At 72.9% G+C, this 20650-nt stretch carries 19 protein-coding genes; 11 read left to right on the forward strand and 8 right to left on the reverse strand.

Annotated features, from left to right (window positions below):
- Position 1 precedes the first annotated feature (1 nt).
- Both Msi02_RS29055 and Msi02_RS29060 read right to left on the reverse strand, forming a co-directional pair.
- The gene (locus tag Msi02_RS29055) at positions 2 to 445 is read right to left on the reverse strand and encodes a protein-tyrosine phosphatase family protein (protein ID WP_079319582.1); all 444 of its coding nucleotides are present in this window, start codon (positions 443 to 445) and stop codon (positions 2 to 4) included.
- A 48-nt stretch (positions 446 to 493) separates the two neighbouring features.
- Positions 494 to 1027, reverse strand: a complete 534-nt coding sequence (locus tag Msi02_RS29060) for a GNAT family N-acetyltransferase (RefSeq protein WP_204051190.1) — start codon at positions 1025 to 1027, stop codon at positions 494 to 496.
- Positions 1028 to 1211: 184 nt separating this feature from the next.
- On the opposite strand from Msi02_RS29060, the gene Msi02_RS29065 reads away from it, so the two are divergent.
- Positions 1212 to 2261 (forward strand): LacI family DNA-binding transcriptional regulator, encoded by a 1050-nt coding sequence (locus tag Msi02_RS29065; RefSeq protein WP_079319584.1) that lies wholly within the window; start codon positions 1212 to 1214, stop codon positions 2259 to 2261.
- Positions 2262 to 2289: 28 nt separating this feature from the next.
- Here the strand turns inward: Msi02_RS29065 and Msi02_RS29070 are convergent, their stop codons facing one another.
- The 4 genes from Msi02_RS29070 to Msi02_RS29085 form a co-directional block, all read right to left on the reverse strand.
- Complete coding sequence (locus Msi02_RS29070) at positions 2290 to 3660, reverse strand: GH1 family beta-glucosidase (protein ID WP_204051191.1); 1371 nt, start codon at positions 3658 to 3660, stop codon at positions 2290 to 2292.
- Positions 3661 to 3698: 38 nt separating this feature from the next.
- On the reverse strand, positions 3699 to 4538 hold the full coding sequence (locus Msi02_RS29075; RefSeq protein ID WP_079319586.1) for a carbohydrate ABC transporter permease: 840 nt from the start codon (positions 4536 to 4538) through the stop codon (positions 3699 to 3701).
- Entirely contained in the window at positions 4531 to 5604 is a 1074-nt protein-coding gene (locus tag Msi02_RS29080) for a carbohydrate ABC transporter permease (RefSeq protein WP_239108791.1), read from the reverse strand. Before Msi02_RS29080 ends, Msi02_RS29075 begins: the two co-directional genes overlap by 8 nt.
- Positions 5605 to 5812: 208 nt before the next feature.
- Positions 5813 to 7132, reverse strand: a complete 1320-nt coding sequence (locus tag Msi02_RS29085) for an ABC transporter substrate-binding protein (RefSeq protein ID WP_204051192.1) — start codon at positions 7130 to 7132, stop codon at positions 5813 to 5815.
- Positions 7133 to 7738: 606 nt separating this feature from the next.
- Here Msi02_RS29085 and Msi02_RS29090 point away from each other — a divergent pair.
- The 5 genes from Msi02_RS29090 to Msi02_RS29110 all read left to right on the forward strand — a co-directional run bounded on the left by Msi02_RS29090 (position 7739) and on the right by Msi02_RS29110 (position 12845).
- On the forward strand, positions 7739 to 8701 hold the full coding sequence (locus Msi02_RS29090; RefSeq protein ID WP_204051193.1) for a hypothetical protein: 963 nt from the start codon (positions 7739 to 7741) through the stop codon (positions 8699 to 8701).
- On the forward strand, positions 8698 to 9096 hold the full coding sequence (locus Msi02_RS29095) for a phage holin family protein (protein ID WP_079319590.1): 399 nt from the start codon (positions 8698 to 8700) through the stop codon (positions 9094 to 9096). Before Msi02_RS29090 ends, Msi02_RS29095 begins: the two co-directional genes overlap by 4 nt.
- Complete coding sequence (locus Msi02_RS29100) at positions 9072 to 9788, forward strand: DUF3618 domain-containing protein (protein WP_204051194.1); 717 nt, start codon at positions 9072 to 9074, stop codon at positions 9786 to 9788. The genes Msi02_RS29095 and Msi02_RS29100 overlap by 25 nt, the downstream gene beginning before the upstream one ends.
- A 155-nt stretch (positions 9789 to 9943) precedes the next feature.
- Positions 9944 to 10960 (forward strand): zinc-binding dehydrogenase, encoded by a 1017-nt coding sequence (locus Msi02_RS29105; RefSeq protein ID WP_204051195.1) that lies wholly within the window; start codon positions 9944 to 9946, stop codon positions 10958 to 10960.
- A gap of 253 nt (positions 10961 to 11213) precedes the next feature.
- Entirely contained in the window at positions 11214 to 12845 is a 1632-nt protein-coding gene (locus Msi02_RS29110) for a hypothetical protein (protein WP_204051196.1), read from the forward strand.
- Here Msi02_RS29110 and Msi02_RS29115 read toward each other — a convergent pair.
- Complete coding sequence (locus tag Msi02_RS29115) at positions 12835 to 13602, reverse strand: sulfite exporter TauE/SafE family protein (RefSeq protein WP_204051197.1); 768 nt, start codon at positions 13600 to 13602, stop codon at positions 12835 to 12837. The genes Msi02_RS29110 and Msi02_RS29115 overlap by 11 nt on opposite strands.
- Before the next feature lie 141 nt (positions 13603 to 13743).
- On the opposite strand from Msi02_RS29115, the gene Msi02_RS29120 reads away from it, so the two are divergent.
- The 4 genes from Msi02_RS29120 to Msi02_RS29135 are packed head-to-tail and all read left to right on the forward strand — an operon-like array spanning position 13744 to position 18171.
- The gene (locus Msi02_RS29120; RefSeq protein ID WP_204051198.1) at positions 13744 to 14757 is read left to right on the forward strand and encodes a hypothetical protein; all 1014 of its coding nucleotides are present in this window, start codon (positions 13744 to 13746) and stop codon (positions 14755 to 14757) included.
- Between the two features lie 42 nt (positions 14758 to 14799).
- Positions 14800 to 16131, forward strand: a complete 1332-nt coding sequence (locus Msi02_RS29125) for an alpha-amylase family protein (RefSeq protein ID WP_204051199.1) — start codon at positions 14800 to 14802, stop codon at positions 16129 to 16131.
- Positions 16132 to 16174: 43 nt separating this feature from the next.
- Positions 16175 to 17527 (forward strand): sensor histidine kinase, encoded by a 1353-nt coding sequence (locus Msi02_RS29130; protein ID WP_239108792.1) that lies wholly within the window; start codon positions 16175 to 16177, stop codon positions 17525 to 17527.
- Positions 17524 to 18171: a response regulator gene (locus Msi02_RS29135; RefSeq protein WP_204051200.1), complete on the forward strand. Its 648-nt coding sequence runs from the start codon at positions 17524 to 17526 to the stop codon at positions 18169 to 18171. The genes Msi02_RS29130 and Msi02_RS29135 overlap by 4 nt, the downstream gene beginning before the upstream one ends.
- A 17-nt stretch (positions 18172 to 18188) precedes the next feature.
- Here Msi02_RS29135 and Msi02_RS29140 read toward each other — a convergent pair whose 3' ends face one another.
- Positions 18189 to 19007, reverse strand: coding sequence for a methyltransferase (locus tag Msi02_RS29140; protein WP_204051201.1), 819 nt, complete (start codon positions 19005 to 19007; stop codon positions 18189 to 18191).
- Positions 19008 to 19421: 414 nt separating this feature from the next.
- Between Msi02_RS29140 and Msi02_RS29145 the strand changes: the two genes are divergently transcribed.
- A complete protein-coding gene (locus Msi02_RS29145) occupies positions 19422 to 20645 on the forward strand; it encodes a beta-ketoacyl-[acyl-carrier-protein] synthase family protein (RefSeq protein WP_204051202.1) in 1224 nt (407 codons plus the stop codon).
- Positions 20646 to 20650: the final 5 nt, after the last annotated feature.

Raw genomic sequence — 20650 nt, forward strand, 5'->3', positions numbered from 1 at the left:
GTCAGGACGCGGGGAAGCGCAGCACCCAGCGGCGCTGCCAGGGCGTCTCCACCGCCCGCGGGTGATATTCGGCCCGGGTCCAGGCGACGGCCCGGTCGGCGGGCAGGCCCGACAGGATGGCCAGGCACGCGATCACGGTGCCGGTGCGCCCCACTCCCCCGCCGCAGGCGACTTCGACCCGGCGGCCCGCGCGCGCGTGCTCGTGCAGGGCCCGGATGCGGCCGATCGCGTGCTCCCGGTCGCGGGGCAGGAGGAAGTCGGGCCAGTCGATCCACTCGTGCGGCCAGGTGAGGCCGTGGTCATGCTTGCGCCTGAGCCGCCGGCTGCCCAGGTAGAGGCCGTGGTCGGGCAGGACGCCAGGCGGCGTGGGACGTCTCAGGCCCCGGCCCCGCACCGGCGTGCCGTCGGGAAGCCGGATGGCGCCAGGAAGATCATCGATGGGCATGCCTCATCTTGCCCCCGCCGCGCCGCCCCGGCGACGGATTTTCCGGGCTCATCCGGACGCGAGGTCGAACTCGTCCCGCAGGATCGAGTAGAGGAGCTGGTCGTGCCAGCGCCCGCCTCGCCACTGGGCACGCCGGACCACGCCTTCGAGCCGGAACCCGATCTTCTCCAGGCACCGTATCTCGGCCGCGTTCTCCGGGTCGGTGGTCGCCTGGACGCGTTCCACCCGCGTGTGCGTGAACAGGTAACGGACGAGTTCCCGCTGGGCCCGGGTCCCGATTCCCCTGCCGCGCCAGTCCGGCAGCAGGCCGACGGCGATCTCCCAGCACAGCGACGTGTCACGACGCCCCCAGCGCCGCTCCAGCCACTCGACCCGTCCGGCGAGCTCTCCGTCCACCGTGACGGCGAGCATGTTGTCGGCTCCGGCCAGGAGCCCGCGGGTGCGCAGCGCCTCCCGCAGCGCCACGGCCGGGGTGAATCCGAACCACTGGTGGGGAGTCGCGCCGCTCTCGCTCTGGAAGGCCGCGTCGAAGGCGTCCAGATCGGCTTCGGTGATAGGTCGAAGTGTCAGGTGATCGGCCATTCCTGTCGCTCTTCCTCACGTGTCGGTCGTGTGCGGGCGGCCTCGCCCGCCGGGACGGGGGCGTTCGCCGTGTCCGCCCGGGGCGGTGGGCGCGGAGCCGATCCTCGCATGCCGACCGGTTCACGCCGTGCGCCCGGCGCACGACACCGGAGAGCGCTCTCCACCTCGTGCTATAAATGGCTGCATGAGCACCGATCTCCCGCACACGTCGGGAGCCCCCACGCTGGAGGACGTGGCCCGTGTGGCGGGAGTGTCCCGGGCGACCGTCTCGCGCGTGATCAACGGTATCCGCAACGTCGCGCCGGACATCCAGGAGGCGGTGCACCGGGCCATCGAGACGACCGGCTACGTGCCGAACCGGGCCGCCCGGTCCCTGGTCACCCGCCGTACGGGAGCGGTCGCGCTGGTCGTGTCGGGCGCGGGCGACGCCAAGGGCGGCGAGCCGTTCGAGTCCCGCGTCTTCGCCGACCCGTTCTTCGGCCGGGTCGCCAGCGGCGTGGTGGGATACCTGCGGCCGCGGGGCATCCACCCGGTGCTGATGCTGGCAGACTCGGCGCAGACCCGCGACGACGTCGTGTCCTTCCTCCGGCAGGGCAGCGCCGACGGCGCCCTGGTCGTCTCGACGCACGGCGAGGACCCGCTGCCGAAGCTGCTGGTGGACGCCGGGCTGCCCGCCGTGCTGTGGGCGCGGCCCGCCCGGCCGATCCCGATCAGCTACGTCGACCTCGCCCACCGGGCCGGCGCGGCGCTGGCGGCCGACCACCTGGTGGCGCGCGGCTGCCGCCGGGTGGCCACGATCAGCGGCCCCTTCGACGTGCCCGCCGCCCAGGACCGGTTGTCGGGATTCCAGGAGGCCATGGCCGGGCACGGCCACCCGTACGTGCCGGCCGTGGAGGGCGACTTCATGCCCGCGAGCGGGGAGGCCGGCATGCACCGGCTCATCAAGGAGCACCCGGACATCGACGGCGTCTTCGTCGCCAACGACCTCATGGCGCAGGGCGCGCTGCTCGCGCTGCGCGACCTCGGGCGCCGGGTGCCCGAGGACGTCGCGGTGATCGGGTTCGACGACAGCGCCGCGGTCGCCTGCCGCCCGCCGCTGACGACCGTGCGCCAGCCGATGGAGGACATGGCCGCCGAGATGGCCCGCCTGCTGCTCGCGCAGGTCGCGGACCCGGACTTCCAGGTCACCTCGGTCATCGTGCAGCCGACGCTGGTGGTCCGCGAGTCCGCCTGACGGACCACCGGCGCCCCGTTCCCCTCGGTCAGGCCACCCGCAGCCGCTTGCTCGCCGTGATGATCTCGGCGTAGCGGTGGCCGCTCGACTTGACGGTCCGCGCCTGGGTCTCGTAGTCGACGTGCACCAGGCCGAACCGCTTGTCGTATCCGTAGGCCCACTCGAAGTTGTCCAGCAGCGACCACGCGAAGTATCCCGCCACCGGCGCCCCCTGTTCGATGGCCCGGCCGCAGGCCGCGATGTGGTCCTCCAGGTAGGCCAGGCGTTCCGGGTCGTCGACCGTGCCGTCCGCGCCGACCGTGTCGGGCCAGGCCGACCCGCTCTCGGTGACGTACAGGCGGGGCGCGGCGTACTCCCGGGCGAGGCGCATCAGCAGGCGCTCCAGGCCGCCCGCGTCGACCTCCCAGCCCATGGCTGTGGTCGTCGCCCCCGGCACCTCGACCTGCCGCGCGTACGGCACGGGCCCCTCGGGGTCGGCCGCCACCACCTGCCGGAAGTAGTAGTTGACACCCAGGTAGTCGAGCGGGGCGGCGATCGTCTCCAGGTCGCCCGGCCGGATCGGCAGATCGACGCCGTACACCGCGATCATGTCCTCGGGGTAGCCGCGGCCGGTGACCGGGTCGAGCCACCACCGGTTGACGTGCCCGTCGAGGCGCCGCGCGGCGGCGTGGTCCTCCTCGCTGTCGGTCGCCGGGTCGCACGGGCTGAGGTTGTTGACGATCCCGATCGACGGCGTCAGCCGCGCCGCGGCCCGTACGGCCTGTGTGGCCAGGCCGTGGGCGAGGTGGAGGTGGTAGGACGTGCGGACGGCGGCCTCCAGGTCCTTCACCCCGGGCGCCATGGAGCCCTCCAGGTGCCCGTGCCAGGAGCAGCACAGCGGCTCGTTGAGCGTCGTCCAGTCGGCGACGCGGTCGCCGAGCCGTTCGGCCACGACGGCGGCGTAGTCGGCGAAGCGCTGGGCGGTGTCGCGCGCGGGCCACCCGCCGCGGTCCTGCAGCGCCTGCGGCAGGTCCCAGTGGTAGAGGGTCACGAACGGCCGGATGCCGGCGTCGAGCAGGGCGTCCACGAGGCGGTCGTAGAAGGCGAGCCCGCGCGGGTTGACCGGTCCTGTGCCGTCGGGCACCACGCGCGGCCAGGCCACCGAGAAGCGGTAGGCGTCCACGCCGAGTCGTTCGAGCAGGCCGACGTCCTCGCGCCACCGGTGGTAGTGGTCGCAGGCCACCTCCCCGGTGTCGCCGCCGTCGATCGCCCCGGGCACCTCGCAGAAGGTGTCCCAGATCGAGGGCAGCCTGCCGTCCTCGAGGACCGCGCCCTCGATCTGGTAGGCCGAGGTGGCGACGCCCCAGACGAAGTCCTCGAAAGCGGTTACATCGGGGGCGTGGCCGCGCTGCGGCTCCATTCGCTGGTTCTCCTTGATTCGATGATGACGGTGAGAGTTCACTTCACGGCGCCCGCGGTGAGGCCCTGCACGAGGTAGCGCTGCAGCAGCAGGAACCCGGCCACCACGGGGACGCTGACGACCAGGGAGGCCGCCATGATCTGGTTCCAGTAGACGTCGTTCTCGGTGGCGTACCCCTGGAGGCCGACGGCGAGGGTGCGGCTCGACTCGTCGGTCATGACCGAGGCGAACAGCACCTCCCCCCACGCGGTCATGAACGCGTAGATCGCGACGGCCACGATACCGGGGGTCGCGGCGGGAAGGACGACCCGCAGCAGGGCCCCGATCGGGCCGCTGCCGTCCACCTGGGCGGCCTCGTCCAGGGCCGTCGGGATCGAGTCGAAATATCCGGCCAGCATCCAGATCGAGAACGGCAGCGAGAAGGTCAGATAGGTGATGATCAGCCCGGTGCGGCTGGCGTACAGCTCGACCCCGAGCGCGGTCCCGAGGTTCACGTAGATCATGAACAGCGGGAGCAGGAAGAGGATGCCGGGGAACATCTGCGTCGACAGCACGGTGACCGAGAAGATCCGGCGGCCGGGGAAGCGGAAGCGGCTGATCGCGTACGCCGCGAAGATCGCGATGACGACCGACACCAGCGCGGCCACCGACGCCACGATCAGGCTGTTGGCGAAGTAGCGGGCCAGCGGGACCGTCCGCCACATGTCGGCGAACGGCCGCAGCGTGATCGTCGTGGGGATCCAGTGGAAATCCCCCTGCACGTCCTGCAGCGGCTTGATCGCCGAGGTCAGCATCACGTAGAGCGGGGTCAGGGTGAACAGGCCGAGCAGGCCGAGACCGGCCCACCGCGCCCAGGGCAGCCAGCGGGGGTCACGCATCGCTCCTCCTCCGGGACGTCGCCACCAGATACACGGCGGTCACCAGCAGCAGGAACAGCAGGAGCAGCACCGACATGGCCGAGCCCGAGCCGAAGTTCCAGGTGACGAACGAGCTCTGGTAGATGTGGATCGAGATCAGGTCCGCCTCGTGCGGGGCCGACTTGCCGAACAGCACGTACGGCGTGTTGAAGTCGTTGAACGTCCACAGGAACAGCACCAGCACGAGCACCTGGTTGATGGGGCGCAGCATGGGCAGCGTGACCGCGCGCAGCCGTCGGCCCCAGCCCGCGCCGTCGATCGCCGCCGCCTCGTAGAGGTCGGCGGGGATGTTCTGCAGCCCGGCCATCAGCACGAGGAAGGCGAACGGCCACGACCGCCACACGCAGACCACGATGATCGACACGAAGCTGTTGGACCCGATCAGCCAGAACGGCCGCTCGCCGAACAGGTGCAACTGGTCCACGAGCACGTGGTTGACGAGCCCCGAGTCGCGCTGGAGCAGGAAGCTCCAAGTGATCACCCCGGCGTAGACCGGCAGGGCGTACGGCACGAGGAACAGCGCGCGCAGCACGGCCCGGCCCCGGAACGAGCCCTGCATGAGCACCGCACCGCAGATGCCGAACAGCCACGACAGCCCGACGGTGAGCACGGTGAACGCCACGGTGACGAGGAACGAGTGCAGCAGCGAGCGGCCGACCGCGCCGTCGAAGTCGACGGCGACGCTGTAGTTGTCCAGCCCCGCGAAGGGCGCGGCCGACCAGTTGCGCAGGAAGAACTGGGTGAGCTTCAGGAAGCTCATCCCGATGCCGATCAGCATCGGCACCAGGTGGACGAGCAGTTCGAGCAGCACGGCCGGAAGGATCAGCAGGTAGGGCAGGGCGACGCGGCGCAGCCGCGCGGGGACGCGGCCGGCGATCCCGCGCCGCCTGCCGACCGGAGGCGGAGGGCCACCCGGAGACGCGGGCCTTCGTCCCGCGCCGGGCCGGGACGTGGCGGGCCGGGACGTGGCGGGCCGGGACGTTGCGGGCACCGTCGTCGAATCCGGTGCGGGGACCGCCGGATTCATGGGGGATCGCTCCCCTGATGCCGTCCTTGTACGCCCCAGTGGGGCATCGGTCAGGGCTTGGCCGTCGCCTGCCCCGGCCACCTCGGCCGGGGACGGCGAGAAGCCGTCCTCTTGAGGGGACGGAGGACTCACGGACTTCCTCTCGACTTTGAGGGTCTGCATTGAGGCGCCGGGCGGAGCCTCCGCCCGGCGCCGGGTCATCGGCCGCTCAGCCGCCCATCTGCTGGTTGGCCTCGGTCAGCTTGGCCTTGACGGCCTCCTCCGTGACCGGCTTGCCGCTCGCGGCGTCCGCGAACAACTGGTTCATCGCGTTGCCCACCAGCGTCTCGAACTGGCTCTCCTGCGCCACCTGCGGCAGCGGCGCGGCCGTGGTCGAGAGGATCTGCTGGAACGTCTTGATCGTCTCGCTCTCGAACGCCGGGTCGTCGTAGGCGTCCGTGACGGTCGGCAGCGAGCCGTACGCCTTGTTGAGGTTCTGCTGGGTCTGCTTGGACGTCATGAACTGGGCGAACTTCAACGCCCCGTCCTTGTTGGCGGCCGTTTTGAACACGGCGAGGTTGATGCCGGCGACCATCGCGTTGACCTGCTTGCCGCCCTGCGACGGGTCGGGCAGCGGGATCGGGGCCAGGCCGTAGTCGTCCTCGGTCCAGCCGGCCTGCTTGAGCTGCGTGGCGATCGACTGCCACATCAGCATGCCGGCCTTGCCTGAGACGAAGTCCTGCACCGCCTCGGTGCCGTTGGCGTACTCCGCGTTGCTCGGGTTGACGATCTTGTGAGCGGCCATCAGGTCGAGATACTGCTTGATGGCCGCGACCTCCTGGTCGGAGTCGAAGTGCGGCTTGCCGGAGGCGTCGAACAGGTCCGCGCCGTGCTGCTGGCCGAAGATGAAGGCGTGGTGGGCGTTCTCGCTGACGCTCGCGCCCTCTACCGCGAGCCCCCACTTGCCGTCCTTGGTCAGCTTCTTGCCGTCCGCGATCAGCTCGTCCCAGGTGGCCGGCGGCTTGTCGATGCCGGCCTCCTTGAACATCTTCTTGTTGTAGAAGAGGCCGTACGTCATGCCGTAGATCGGCACGGCGGTGGGCGGCTGGCCGGGGGCGCCGGTCGCGGCGAGGCTGGGGCCGAGGAAGCGCTCCTTGCCGCCGAGCGACTTGAGCAGCGCGTCGTCCCACGGCACGAACGCCCCGGTCGCCTGCAGCGAGGCCGACCAGGTGTTGCCGATGTTGACGACGTCCGGGCCCTTGCCCGACGTGGTCGCGGCGAGGATCCGGTTGAGCAGGTCGGCCCAGGGGACGACCTCCAGGTTCACCTTGATGCCGGTCTCCTTGGTGAACCTGTCCAGCTCGGGCTTGAGCACCTCCTTGTCGTTCTCCAGGCTGGTGCCCTGGTTGGACGCCCAGTAGGTGATCGTCTGGGCCGCGCTCCCACCGGCCGATCCGGCCGTGGACGACGAGTCGTCGGCGCCGCAGGCCGCCGCGGCGAGCACGAGGGCTCCGGCGACGGCGGCGAGATATGGCTTGTGTCTGCGCACGGGTGTTGTCCTCACTCTTGCGGGTGCGACCGCCCACCCGTGAGGGCGGCGGCCTGGGGGGTGAACGGGTGCTGTGACAGCGCGGACCTGCGACAGCGCGGCGCGGACGGCCCCGCAGGTGCGGGAGTCGTCCCAGGTGACGGGCGCCGGCGACGCGAGCACGGGCTCTCCGCACCGCCGTCGGCTTGGAGAGCGCTCTCCAAGGAGGAGAGTGTCGCGGAAGGCGGAGAGTGTCAAGGGGCGACCCTCCCCCACGCTCGGCGCAGCGGACCGCTCCGGCCCGGTTTCCCCTGCGTGAACTGCGGATTTCCGCCGCATTGAAAGGCCGGCCTTGACAGGGCGGCCGGCCGGGTCCAGGCTCTGGGAAAGCGCTCTCCCACCAGCCTTCCGCATCTCCGCCGAAGAGAGGTCGCCCTTTCCCAACCGCACGCCGGGCACGTCCCCGGCCTTCCCGTCGCCCGGCCCACTCCGGCTTCACGGGCCTGTACGCACTGCGCTTGACCAGGTCAATACGCGATTTTTACTTTTTTGGGCGATTTGTGCGTCCGTTCGGACTTCGGGGGTAGCTCGCCGCTCCAGGGACGATTTCGACCCAAGGAGGCTTCAGTGAGCGACTTCCATACCGAGACGCGAACGTACGACGGGGGAAGCGCGCTGCCGCAGGGCACTGGCCGTCCACAGGCCGGACAGCAGGGGCCCACACAGCAGGGCACGGCGCAGCAGGGGACGGCGCAGCAGGTCCGGCAGGCGGCGCAGGAGACGGCCCACGAGGCCAGGGCGGCCGCCGGCGAGGTGGCCGTGACCGCCAAGGACCAGGCGCGTACGGTCGCCCACGAGGCCAGGGAGCAGACGCGGCACGTTCTCCACCAGCTGCGCAGGCACACCGACGAGCAGGCGCGGCACCAGAGCAGACGCGCGGCCGACACGATCCGCCAGTGGACCGGCGAGCTGGAGGCCATCGGCGACAACGCCAAGCCCGACTCCCCCATGCGCGACGTGGTCCAGCAGGTCGCGGACCAGGGGCGCCGCGCCGCCGACTACCTGGAGACCCAGGGCCTGCAGGGCGCGGTGCGCGACGTGCAGGACTTCGCGCGCCGCCGCCCGGGGCTGTTCCTGGCCGGCGCCGCGGTGGCGGGCTTCCTCGTCGGACGGGCCGTCAAGGCCGTCAACTCGGCCGAGGACCACCACACGGGCGACGCGGCGAGGCGGTTCGACTCCGGCTCCGCATACGGCACCGCCTCCGGAGGCGGAAGCGGCGCCGCATACGGTTCCGGATCGCCCTCGACCGCCCCGTACGGCACCCGCCCGTCCGCGACGTACGGCACGGGCACGCGGCACACCCTGGCCGGAGAGCCGGCGAGCGGGAGCGCGGGCACCGGCGGCCCGGGGACCGGCGCGGCCGGCTCACCCCCGTACGGCAACGGCACCGGATATCGAGCCGGTGACGAAACGCGCAACGGCACCGGGACCGGTTACGCGACCGGCGCGCGCTACCCGTCGGAGGAGATCCGGGACGGTCATGCGGACGGGTACCCGGGGACGCCGGGCAACGGGGGTGGCCCGCGATGAGCTACCCCAGCCCACCCGCCGAGCCCTCGCTGGGCAAGCTGGTCGGGGAGATCGGCGAGGACCTGTCCACGCTGTTCCGCCAGGAGGTGGAGCTCGCCAAGGCCGAGATCCGGCAGGAGGCCGCCAAGGCCGGCAAGGCCGCCGGAATGCTCGGCGGGGCCGGCTTCGCCGGATACATGGTGGCGCTCCTCGTCACGCTGGCCGTCGTGTTCGGGCTCGGCAACGTCATGGACCTGGCCTGGGCCGCGCTCATCGTCGCGGCCGTGTGGGCGGTGATCGGCGGCGTGCTGTTCGCGCGGGGCAAGGAGCGCATGCGCGAGGTGAACCCCACCCCCGAGCAGACCATCGAGACGCTGAAGGAGGACGTGCGATGGGCGCGAGCCCAGAGGAGATAAGGGCCGAGATCGAGGTCACGCGGGCGGAACTCGCCGCCGACGTGGACCGGCTCGCCGACCGGGCGAGCCCGGCGCGCATCGTGCGGCGCCGTACGGACAGGATGCGCCAGGCGGCGCAGTCGGTGAAGGAGAAGGTGATGGGAGTGCCGGCACACGCCACCCACACGGTTCGCGATCAGGCCGGTGATGCCGCGGGGACGATGCGGGACGCCGCGGCGCACGCCGGCGAGACGGTCCGTGACGCGGCGACGCAGGCGGGCGAGACGGTCCGCGGCACCGCGGCAGAGGCGGGCGAGATGGTGCGGCACGGCGCCCAGCAGGCCGCCCAGACCGTGCGCGAGGCGCCCCGGCAGGCGATGCGGAGCACGCAGGGCAACCCGCTCGCCGCGGGGCTGATCGCCTTCGGCGCGGGGCTGCTGGCCGCGAGCCTGCTGCCGAAGACCTCCGCCGAGGAACGCGCGGCCGTGCAGGTCAAGGACCGGGCCGGCGAGATGGTCGAGCCGGTGAAGCAGGCCGTCCAGGAGACCGCGCAGCGCGTGGGCGAGGACGCCAGGGAGGCGGTCCAGCAGGTGCGCGAAACCGCCGCGGAGGCGACCAGGACCACGGGTGAGGAGGCTCGCGACCAGGCACGGCAGGTCACCGAGCAGACCCGCGACCAGGCGCGGCAGATGACCGGGCAGGCCCGGTCATAGCGCCCCGCGTGGGAACGTTCCGAGGGCCGGGCCCGGCAGCAGGGCCCGGCCCTCGGCGTACGCCCTCCCCCGGGCCGGGCGGCGGCCGGGAGGCCGGTTACGATCAAGGTGGAGGACGGATCGAGGAGGGCGGCGATGAAGCGAGGGACCGCGACGTGAGGGCCGCCCGGCTGCACAAGGCGGGCGACATCCGGGTGTCCGACGAGCCGCCGCCCGTTCCCGGGCCCGGCGAGAGCCTGGTGCGCGTCACCGCCGTCGGCCTGTGCGGCTCCGACCTGCACTGGTACTCGGAGGGCGGCATCGGCGACGCCGTTCTGGACGATCCGCTCGTCGTGGGGCACGAGATCGCCGGAGTGATCGAGGGCGGCCCACGCCACGGCACGCGGGTCGCTGTCGACCCCGCCATCCCCTGCGGCCGGTGCGGGGTGTGCGCGACGGGCTACGGAAACCTGTGCCCGGACGTCCGCTTCGCCGGGCACGGCACGCTCGACGGCGGCCTGCGCGAGTGCCTCGCCTGGCCCGACGACCTGCTGCACCCGCTGCCCGACGCGCTCTCCGACAGCGACGGGGCCATGCTCGAACCGCTCGGTGTGGCGATCCACTCCGTGGACCTGGGGCATCTGGCGCTCGGCGCGCCCGTCGCCGTCGTCGGCTGCGGGCCGATCGGTCTGCTGGTGGTCCAGCTCGCCCGGCTCGCCGGCGCCTCCACAGTGGTCGCCGTCGATCCCCTGCCGCACCGCCGCGCGGCCGCACTGCGGCTCGGCGCCGACCACGCCCTGTCCCCCGAGGAGGCGGGACCGGACGCGTGGACCGGCATCGACGGGCTGGACGGCCTCGGTGTACGGGTGGCCTTCGAGGTGGCGGGCGACGACGACGCGGTGCGCGTCGCCATGACCGCGGCCCGGCCCGGCGGCCGGGTCGTGCTGGCCGGCATCCCGGACGAGGACCGCACGTCGTTCCCCGCGTCGCTGGCCCGGCGCAAGGGCCTCACGCTCGCGCTGGTCCGGCGGATGAACCTCACCTATCCCCGGGCGATCCGCCTCGTCGAGAACGGGTCGGTGGACGTGTCGTCGCTGGTCACCGAACGCTTCCCACTCGCGGCAACCGCGGACGCCTTCGCCGCCGCCGTATCCCGGCGCGGCCTCAAGGTCGTGGTGGAACCCCAGGGCTGAGACCCTGGGGCCTGATGCCGTGAAGTGGGGCAGACACGGTCGAATTGACAGCCATGCCGACAGGGACACGACGACACGCGTCAGGATTCTCGCGAAATCCCGGTGCGCCCGACGCGGAACCGGGTATGTTCTGAGCATCGCGCAAGCGAACACAGGCTTCACCGGGGCACTCGCCCCCGAGGGCGCGGTCTATTTGGGCCGCGCCCTCTTTATTTACCCCAATGCCCTGCACACCCCCCGAGGTTGCGTCAGCATGCATGCGATCCCCGCCGGTCGTGACCCCCGGTCCTCCTACTCCCGGCACGTCACCACCCGGCTGCTCGATTTCACCCGGCAGGGAGCCCCCTGGCCGATCCGCTTGTGGGATGTCGGCTCGTTCCTGGCCCTGGAGGAGTTGTACGAGGCCGGTGTGTGGGTCGATCGGCGGGTGCTGTCGCAGTCGGCGGTGGACTGGCAGCGCCATGCGCTGGAGCGCCTGCTCGGCGACGATCCCGCCCTGGGCAGCTCCGTCTACCGCCGGGAGCTGCGCGAGGTCCTGCAGACGACCCTCACCTTGGCCAGCGACGGCCGCCGCAAGCTGCGCCATCTCATCGACATCGGGCGGCCCGGCTACCTCGACCGCTGGTCGTCCTGCGCCGCCGCTCAGGAGCCGCCCCGGGCCGAGCGCGTGGCCCGGGCCGTCGCCGCCCACCTGCTCGACAGCGGGCACAGCCTGGCCGGTGTGCAGCGCTGGCTCCGCGGCGGCCACCTGAACCTGTCGGCCACGGACCTGATCGCCGAGGCGTCCGCCCTGCTGGCCCGCCCGCCGCGACAGTGGCGGGTCGTCGTCCCCTTCCGCTCGCTCAGCCGTCACGAGGAACTGGCCGGCTGGCTGCCCAACTGGCTGACGGCCGAGCAGACACGGCCCCTGATGGCGGGCGCGAGCGCGGAGCGGCACCGGGAGGTGGTCGGCGGACTCAGTTACTCGGTCGAGGCCAGGGATGCCGAGCGTGCCGTGGAGATCGTCTCCGACCTGGTCGAGCGGCTCCAGGCGCGGGCGCGCTTCACGGCCGCGGGGGCGGTCGTCCCGCTGGGCGAGGCGTACATCGGAGGCGAGGACCGCTCGTTTCCCCTCCTGCTGCCCCCGCGCGGCGCGCAGGTGCTCTCGCTGGCCGCCGAGCGGCAGTTGTACGTGGTCGGCCAGGACGTGCAGCGGTTCGGCGAGCAGGCCAGGAGCACGGTGGACGAGGCCCTGGAGATCGCCTCCGCGCTCAACCAGGGACCGCTGGCGCCCGCCATCGCGGGAGGCTGGGCGGCTCTCGAGTCCCTGCTGACCGAGGCGAGAGATCCCGACGAGCGGGAGAAGGTCGTGGCCGCCTCCCGCGCCGCCGCGCTCGTCGCCTGTTCCTGGCCGCGTGCCGAGCTGACCGCGCTCTCCTATCGGGTACGTGAGGTGCCCGGCGACGCCCTCCCGGACAAGCTGGCGGCCTGCGCGTCCAATCGGGAACGTTCCACACTGATCGCCGCGGAGCTGGAGTGCCGGGACGGGCTTCCGCTCGTGCGGTCCTGGCGGACCGGCAGTGACGTGGCGTCGGTGTTCCGGATGAAGGCGCTGCTCGCCGACCGCCGGCGTGTGCTGGAGCGGGTGCGCGGCTACCTGGAGGTGTCGCTGCGGCGGCTATATCGGTGCCGCAACATCGTGCTCCACGGCGGTTCCACCGGCGGCGTCGCCCTTCCCGCCACCCTCCGGGTCACGGCGCCACTGGTCGGCGCCGCCCTCGACCGGATCGCGCACTCCCATCTGGTGGCCGAGGTGCCTCCGCTCGCGCTCGCGTCGAGGGCGGAGACCGCGCTGCGCATGGTGGACGACGACCTCGGGCCGGGCCTGTGCGATCTCATCGACTGAAGAACTGGTCGTATCCGAGCTTGGCGACCAGGGCGGCCACCACGCACAGCAGGACGACGCGGACGAATCCCGCGCCCCGGTTGAGCGCCATCCGCGCGCCGATCTGCGCTCCGGCGATGTTGCAGGCGGCCATGGCCAGGCCGAGCGCCCACACCACGTGGCCCTGCGCGGCGAAGACGATGAGCGCGCCGAGGTTGGTGCCGGTGTTGACGGCCTTCGCCGTGGCGGAGGCGTGGACGAAGTCCATCCCGAGGATCGAGGTGAACGCGATGAGCAGGAACGTTCCGGTGCCCGGCCCCACGATGCCGTCGTAGTAGGCGATGCCGACGCCCGCCACCGCGACGCCCGTCACCACCCGTGCACGCGTACGCAGGTGCGGGTGGGGCAGGCGGCCGAACCCCGGCCGCAGGGTCACGAACGCCCCCACGCCCAGCAGCACGACCATGACCAGCGGCTTCAGCACATCCGCGTCGAGCAGGGCCGCCGAGGCGGCGCCAAGGCCGGCGAAGGCGACCGCCAGCGCCGCGGCCGGTACGGCCACCGCCCGGTCGAGCTTCGTCTTCCTCGCGTAGGTGACGGCGGCCGAACCCGTCCCGAAGATCGCGGCGGACTTGTTCGTCGCCAACGCCTGGACCGGCGTGAGACCGGCCAGGAGCAGCACCGGAAGCTGCAGCAGCCCTCCCCCGCCGACGACGGCGTCCACCCATCCGGCGGCCACGGCGGCGAGGAGCAGGAGCACGACCTGTCCGGCACCCATGTGGCTGCGTTCCCCCTTTGCGCCCGTTTGACCGACGGCTCGACGAGCGAGCCTAGCGGGCGGGGCTTTTCCCCCACATGGGGGAGGCGCGTCCCGCCCGGAGGGGAGGCCCGGCAAGGACGCGACCGCGAGGCTGAAGTCATGGAAACGCCACACCTGCATCCGAAGTCCCCGCCCCGGCGCACCCCGTCCCAGCACCCCGGCGCGCTCGCCACCGCCGCCATGGCGGTGGCCGGGCTCGCGCTGGCCGGCGCCGGGGCGAGCGGGATCGCCTTCGACATCGTGGGCGGGATCATGGCGGCGATCGCGGCGGTCAGCGGGGAGAGCGGCGTCGTCGACCTGGGCTTCGACCTGCCGATGGCCGCCGCCCGCGCCGCCGCGCTCGCCGCCGGCACGACGCTCCTCGTGACCGCCGTACGGCGTCGCCGCCGCGCGCGCGGCGCCTGCGCACGCTGCGGCCGGACGGGAGACTGCGACGAGGACTCCTCCGCGGACCTGGTTCCGAACCGTACGGGCGGCCCGGGGGCCGGCGGCGTGGAGGGCGCCGCCGGGCGCACGTCTCCCGCCGGCGGGGGCCGGGGGACGTGGCAGGCCCGGGGGTCGTGGCAGAGGCTGAGCGTCCGCGCCGGATACCTGACCGTGCTGCTCGCGGCCGGGTACGGCGCGCTGAAGGTGCAGTGGGGTCTCGGGGGCACGTTCGGCCTCACCGATCCCCGGGCGTTCGGGGACGTGCACCTGTGGACGCCGGGGCTGGGCGACACCGGGGTGCTGGCGCTGATCGGCATGGCGCTCGGGCTCGGTTTCGCCCGGACCTGGCGGCCGCCGCTGGGCATGCCGCGGTGGATGCCGCTGACCGCCGCCTTCGTGGGGAGCGTCATGCTGGTCCCGGTCGGCGTCCTCGGCACGGGACTGCGCGTCGCGGTGGCCCTCGGCCTCGCGAAGCCGTCCCTTGAGGGCGTCTCTCCTTGGGTGTTCGACGTCATCTATCCCTGGTTCCTCGCCTGGGGGCTGGCGATGGGGACGGCGGCCGTCGGCTACCACTACCGCACGCGGGGCGTCTGCCGCGCCTGCGGCAGGGGGCACCTCGCCTTCGTACGGTATGCCGGCGCCGAGGGGCCGCCCACACGGGAGGAGGCGGAGACGACGACACTGTGATCAGACGGACCGGGACCAGACGGACGACGGTGAGGAGCGGCTGTGACGTCGTGGAGCGACCATGCGATCTGGTGGCATGTCTACCCTCTGGGTTTCACCGGCGCCCCGCTGACGGCGGCACCCGAGGGAGCGCCGGTCCGGCACCGGCTGCGGCGTCTGGAGAGCTGGCTCGACTACGCCGTGAACCTCGGCTGTTCCGGTCTCCAGCTCGGCCCGATCTTCGCGTCCGAGACGCACGGGTACGACACGGTTGACCACTTCCGTGTCGATCCCCGGCTCGGGGACGACGACGACTTCGACCATCTGGTGGCCGAGGCGCGGCGGCGCGGGCTCCGGGTGCTGCTCGACGGGGTGTTCAACCACGTGGGCAGGGGGTTTCCGGTCTTCGGCCGGGCGCTCGCCGAAGGGCCGGACTCCCCCGCCGCCCGCTGGTTCCGCCCGGGTGACGGCGCCGGCGGCTTCGCCGTGTTCGAGGGCCACGACCACCTGGTCGCGCTGAACCACGCGGAGCCCGCCGTCCTCGACCATGTCGTACGGGTGATGAGCCACTGGCTCGGCCGCGGCGCGTCCGGCTGGCGGCTCGACGCGGCGTACGCGGTGCCGCGCGCCTTCTGGCGGGAGGCCGTCACCCGGGTGCGGCGGGAGCATCCCGACGCCTGGTTCGCCGGCGAGGTGATCCACGGCGACTACGCGGCGTACGTCACCGAGGGCGGGCTCGACTCGGTGACGCAGTACGAGCTGTGGAAGGCCATCTGGAGCTCCCTCAACGACGGCAACTTCTTCGAACTCGCCTGGGCGCTCGACCGGCACGACCGGCTGCTGGAGGTGTTCGCGCCGATGACGTTCGTCGGCAACCACGACGTGACGCGTCTGGCCAGCAGGCTCACCGATCCGCGGCACCTGGGGCACGCGCTGGCCGTCCTGATGACCGTGGGCGGGGTGCCGAGCCTCTACTACGGCGACGAGCAGGCGTTCCTCGGGATCAAGGAGGAACGCGCCGGGGGCGACGACGCGATCCGGCCCGCCTTCCCGGAAGGGCCCTGCGGTCTGGCGCCGCACGGCATGCCCGTCTACCGGCTCCACCAGCGGCTGATCGGGCTGCGCCGCCGGCACCCCTGGCTGGTCCGGGCTCGTACGAAGGCCGAGCACGTCGCCAACAAGGCCCTCGCGCTGCGCAGCGAGGGACCGGCGGGAGAAGTCGTCACATTGCTCAACATCGGCGACGACGCCTACCGCTTCCCCGTGGACGTCTCCCGGCTGACCATCGCGGAGAGCGGCGCCGGGACGGAGAGCTGGACAGGGGCGGCCGGCTCGGACGGGGACCCCGCTCTCGTGCCCGCGCACGGGTGGCGGATGCTTGTCCACAGGCCGTGACCGGACGGCACCGCGTTCGCCGCGCGTGCGGGACGATCGGAACGTGAAGCGCGTTCTCGCCCCGCTGCTCGACAGGGTCACCTACCGCAGGTGGGCCTGCCTGATCGTCGGTGGGGCGCTGCTCATGCCCTACATGATGGCCGGAGAGGTCGCGACGGCGCTGTGGCGTCCGACTCCCGACGTCGGCGATCCGCTGCTGTCGGTTCAACCGTTGATCTTCATCGCGGTGCTCCCCGTGGTGGCCGTGTCGGGGCTGTTCCTGCCGGTCCGGGCCTTCGAGGTCGCCGCCGCACGCGCGTTGCTGGGCGCGGCCGTCGAGCCCCCGCCGTCGTCCGTACGGCGGACATGGTCCGAACGCCGCAGGACCGCGGCGTGGTTCACCCTGCACCTGGGAATCGGCGGCCTGGCGAGCGGGGTGACCCTGGCCATGGTGCCGTTCGCGGTCTGGCTTGCTGTCCTTCCGCTGGCCGGGGATCATCTCGGGCTGGTGGATCCCGGGATCCGCAGCGGCTGGGCCACGGCGTGGGGGCCACCGGCCGGGCTGGCCGTGCTCGTCTGCCTGCTCTTCCTCGCGGTCGGCGCCGGGGCGCTGCTCGCCCGCCTGGCCCCCGCGTTCCTCGGGCCGTCCGCGGCCGACCGGCTCGCCCTGGCGCGGCAGGCGGCCCACCGGCTGGCGGTGCGCAACCGGCTCGCCAGGGAGCTGCACGACTCGGTGGGCCACGCCCTCAGCGTGGTGACGGTGCAGGCCGCCGCCGCTGGCCGGGTGCTCGACCGCGACCCCGCCGCCGCCCGGGCCGCGCTGGAGGTGATCGAGACCTCCGCCCGGAGCGCGCTGGACGAGCTCGACCACGTCATCGGCGTCCTACGGGAGGGCGCGGGGCGGACCTCCCCCAAGCCGTCCCTCGGCGACCTCCCCGCGTTGCTCGACGCCGCCCTCACCGGAGACAGGCCGGTCTCCCGGCGGCTCGGCGACCTGTCCGCCGTGCCTCCCGTGATCTCCCGGGAGGCCTACCGCGTCGTACAGGAGGCGTTGACCAACGCGATCCGGCACGGCACGGGCCCGATCGAGGTCGACGCCGGCGTACACGACCGCGTCCTGGAGGTGTGCGTGCGCAACGAGGTCCGTCCGAACCACCGGCGAGGCCCGGCCGGACCGCGCCGGCGCGGCAGGAGCGGCGGCATGCCCGGCACAGCGGGGCACGGGCTGGACGGCATCCGGGAACGGGTGACGCTGCTCGGCGGCCGGATGGAGGCGGGAGGCGACGGCGAGACGTGGCGGGTCCAGGTCCGCGTCCCGCTTCCGGGCGCGGACGCCGCCCTGCTCCCGGGCATACGCGCCGAGAGCGCGGGCGAAGGCACGAGCGAGAGCTCCGGCGAGGGGCGGACGGAGACATGAGCGAAGGCATCGGGGTGCTGCTGGCCGACGACGAGGACCTGATCCGCACCGGCCTGCGGATCATCATCGAGTCCGAGCCCGGCCTGAGCGTCGTGGGCGAGGCCGCCGACGGCGCGGCGGCGGTGTCGCTGGCCCGCTCGCTCCGGCCCGACGTCGTCCTGATGGACGTACGCATGCCGGCCGTGGACGGCATCCAGGCGACGCGGGCCCTCACCGTCGCCGAGGGCGCGCCCAAAGTGCTGGTGGTGACGACGTTGGAGAACGACGACTACGTCTACGAGGCGCTGCGGGCCGGCGCGAGCGGCTTCCTGCTCAAGCGGGCGAGGGCGGACGAGCTCGTCCAGGCGATCCGGGTGGTGGCGGCGGGCGAGTCGCTGCTGTTCCCCGCCGCCATCCGGTCGCTGGTCGCGGCCCGCGGCGCCGCCCGCGCCGTCCCCGGCATCGGCCGGCTGACCACGCGTGAGGGGGACGTGCTGCGGTTGATGGCACGCGGCCTGTCGAACGCGGAGATCGCCGCCGAGCTCGTCGTCGGCACGGAGACCGTCAAGACCCACGTGGGGAACGTCCTGGCCAAACTGGGCGCCCGCGACCGCACGCAGGCGGTCGTCGCCGCCTACGAGTCGGGCTTCGTCTCCCCCCGCTGAACCTTTCCGAACCCCGGTCACCTGCCGGTCAGGCGCCACAGCGAGGTGATCTCCGCTGCTCGGGCGGCGTGGAGGAGATCACCGCCGTCCGTCGCCCGTGGGTGCCGTGGCCTGGTGTCGATCCTGTCCACCACGCGCAGGCCCGCCGCCTCGATCAGGGCCGGCAGGTGGCCGCGTGGCCTGAGTCCGAGGTGCTCGGCCAGGTCCGACAGGATGAGCCAGCCTTCGCCGCCCGGCCGCAGGTGGGCGGCGAGTCCGTCCAGGAAGCCGTGGAGCATGCCGCTGTCCGGATCGTAGACGCCCTGCTCCAGGGCCGAGCTCGGACGGGCGGGAATCCAGGGAGGGTTGCAGACGACGAGATCGGCGCGCCCCTCGGGGAAGAGGCGGGGACCGGTCACGTCGACGCGGGCGGCGAGGCCCAGCCGGCGAACGTTGTCACGGGCGCACGCCAGCGCACGTGGGTTGATGTCGGTGGCGACGACGTGATCGAACCCCCGGCGAGCCAGCACGGCGGCCAGCACCACGACGAGCCTGCCCAGGATGCGGGCTCGCTCGCCGCGGGCCCGGCGGTGAACGCGGAAGGCCTCACGGAGGTCGTTCCCGGAAGCGAGGGGCTTGCGGTCGATGCGGCGGCTCATCGCCCGCAGGAGCTGACGTGCGTCGTGGTAGTCGCCTCTCCACAGCAACGCCGTGCCTTCGCAGGCGAGCCGGTGGGCGGTGCCGGCCTTCATGCGATCGTCCGCGACGACGATCCGCCGGGGCGGCGGGGCGGCGCTCTCGGAATGCCAGCGGGCGGATCGGGTGATGCGGGCTTCGGTCCAGTGGATGGTGGACACGACGTACTCCTCGTGATCGACGTGTGCGTGGGCACGAAGAGCACTTCGACGAGGAGCACGGCGGGCTCGCCCGTGCTACGGCACGGGCGTGGGTGACAGGGCAGGAAGGGTTACCGCTCCCGCGTCGAAGCGCGAGAGGAGGCGTCGCCGAGAACCATTCCGAGCGTCACGATCAGCCCTTTCAGAAAGACGCACACGAGGTTGGCACAACGCGCTGGGACAGGCAAACACGGACCGGGTGCGGAGCGGCGGGCTGCGCGGCGCCGACAAATCTTCCGCGGCTTTTTGGTTGATCGTCACGCCTGCCCGAGGTGGGGGCGCTTTGGCAGCGTGAGGACCGGAAACGGCCGGCGCGATTCGCACACCGCCGTACGGGACGAATCGGTGCGGCCATCACGGAAAAGGGGGTCCTCGATGGGGGACGGGATCAGGGCGCGGGTGTCGGTCACCGGGCTGGGCGCCATCACGCCGCTGGGCGCGGACGTGGACACCACCTGGGCGGGCCTGCTGGAAGGACGGTCCGGCATCCGCCTGATCGAGGAGGACTGGGCCGAGAGCCTGCCCGTACGGATCGCCGGCCGGCTGCCGGTGGACCCCGCCGAGGTGCTGGGCCGGGTGACGGCGCGGCGGCTCGACCGCTGCCAGCAGGCGGCGCTGGTCGCCGCGCGGGAGGCGTGGGCGGACGCGGGGGCGCCCGGCGTCGAGCCCGAGCGCCTCGCCGTGGTGATCGGCACGGGCGTCGGCGGAGTCCTGACCACGCTCAGCCAGAACGAGATCCTCGAAAGGTCCGGCCCGCGCAGGGTCTCGCCCTACACGGTGCCCATGCTGATGCCCAACGGACCGGCAGCGGTGGTCAGCATCGAGCTCGGCGCGCGCGGAGGCGCCCACACGCCGGTGAGCGCGTGCGCCACCGGCGCCGAGGCGATCGCGATGGGCCTGGACCTCATCAGGCTCGGGCGCGCCGACGTGGTCGTCGCCGGCGGGGCGGAGGCGTGCGTGCACGCGCTGACCTTGGCGGGGTTCGCCCAGGCCAAGGCCGTCTCCACGCGCAACGACGCGCCGCGGGAGGCGTCACGGCCGTTCGACGTGGGGCGCGACGGCTTCGTGCTGGGCGAGGGGTCCGCGCTGGTCGTGCTGGAACGCGAGGAGTTCGCCGCCGCCCGCGGCGCCCGGGTGCACGCCACCCTCGCCGGCGCCGGGGTCACCTCCGACGCCTTCCACATCACCGCCGCCGACGCGGCCGGACAGGCGCGCGCGATGCGGCTCGCCCTGGCCGACGCCGGCTTGGACGCTCTCGACGTCGGCCACGTGAACGCCCACGCCACCTCGACCCCCACGGGCGACCTGACCGAGAACGCGTCGATCGCCGAGGCGATCGGGACGCATCCCGCGGTCACCGCGATCAAGTCGATGACCGGCCACCTGTGCGGGGCGGCCGGGTCGCTGGGCGCGATCGCCACCGTCCTCGCCCTGCGCGACGGGGTGATCCCGGCGATCCGCAACCTCGACGACCCGGACCCGGAGGTGAAGCTCGACCTGGTGGCCGGAGCGCCGCGCAGCGGCCGCTGGGCGGCCGGGCTGGTGAACTCCTTCGGCTTCGGCGGCCACAACGCGTCCCTGGTGTTCACCACCGCCTGAGCCGC

This window comes from Microbispora siamensis, from assembly GCF_016863095.1.
Classification (GTDB): domain Bacteria; phylum Actinomycetota; class Actinomycetes; order Streptosporangiales; family Streptosporangiaceae; genus Microbispora; species Microbispora siamensis.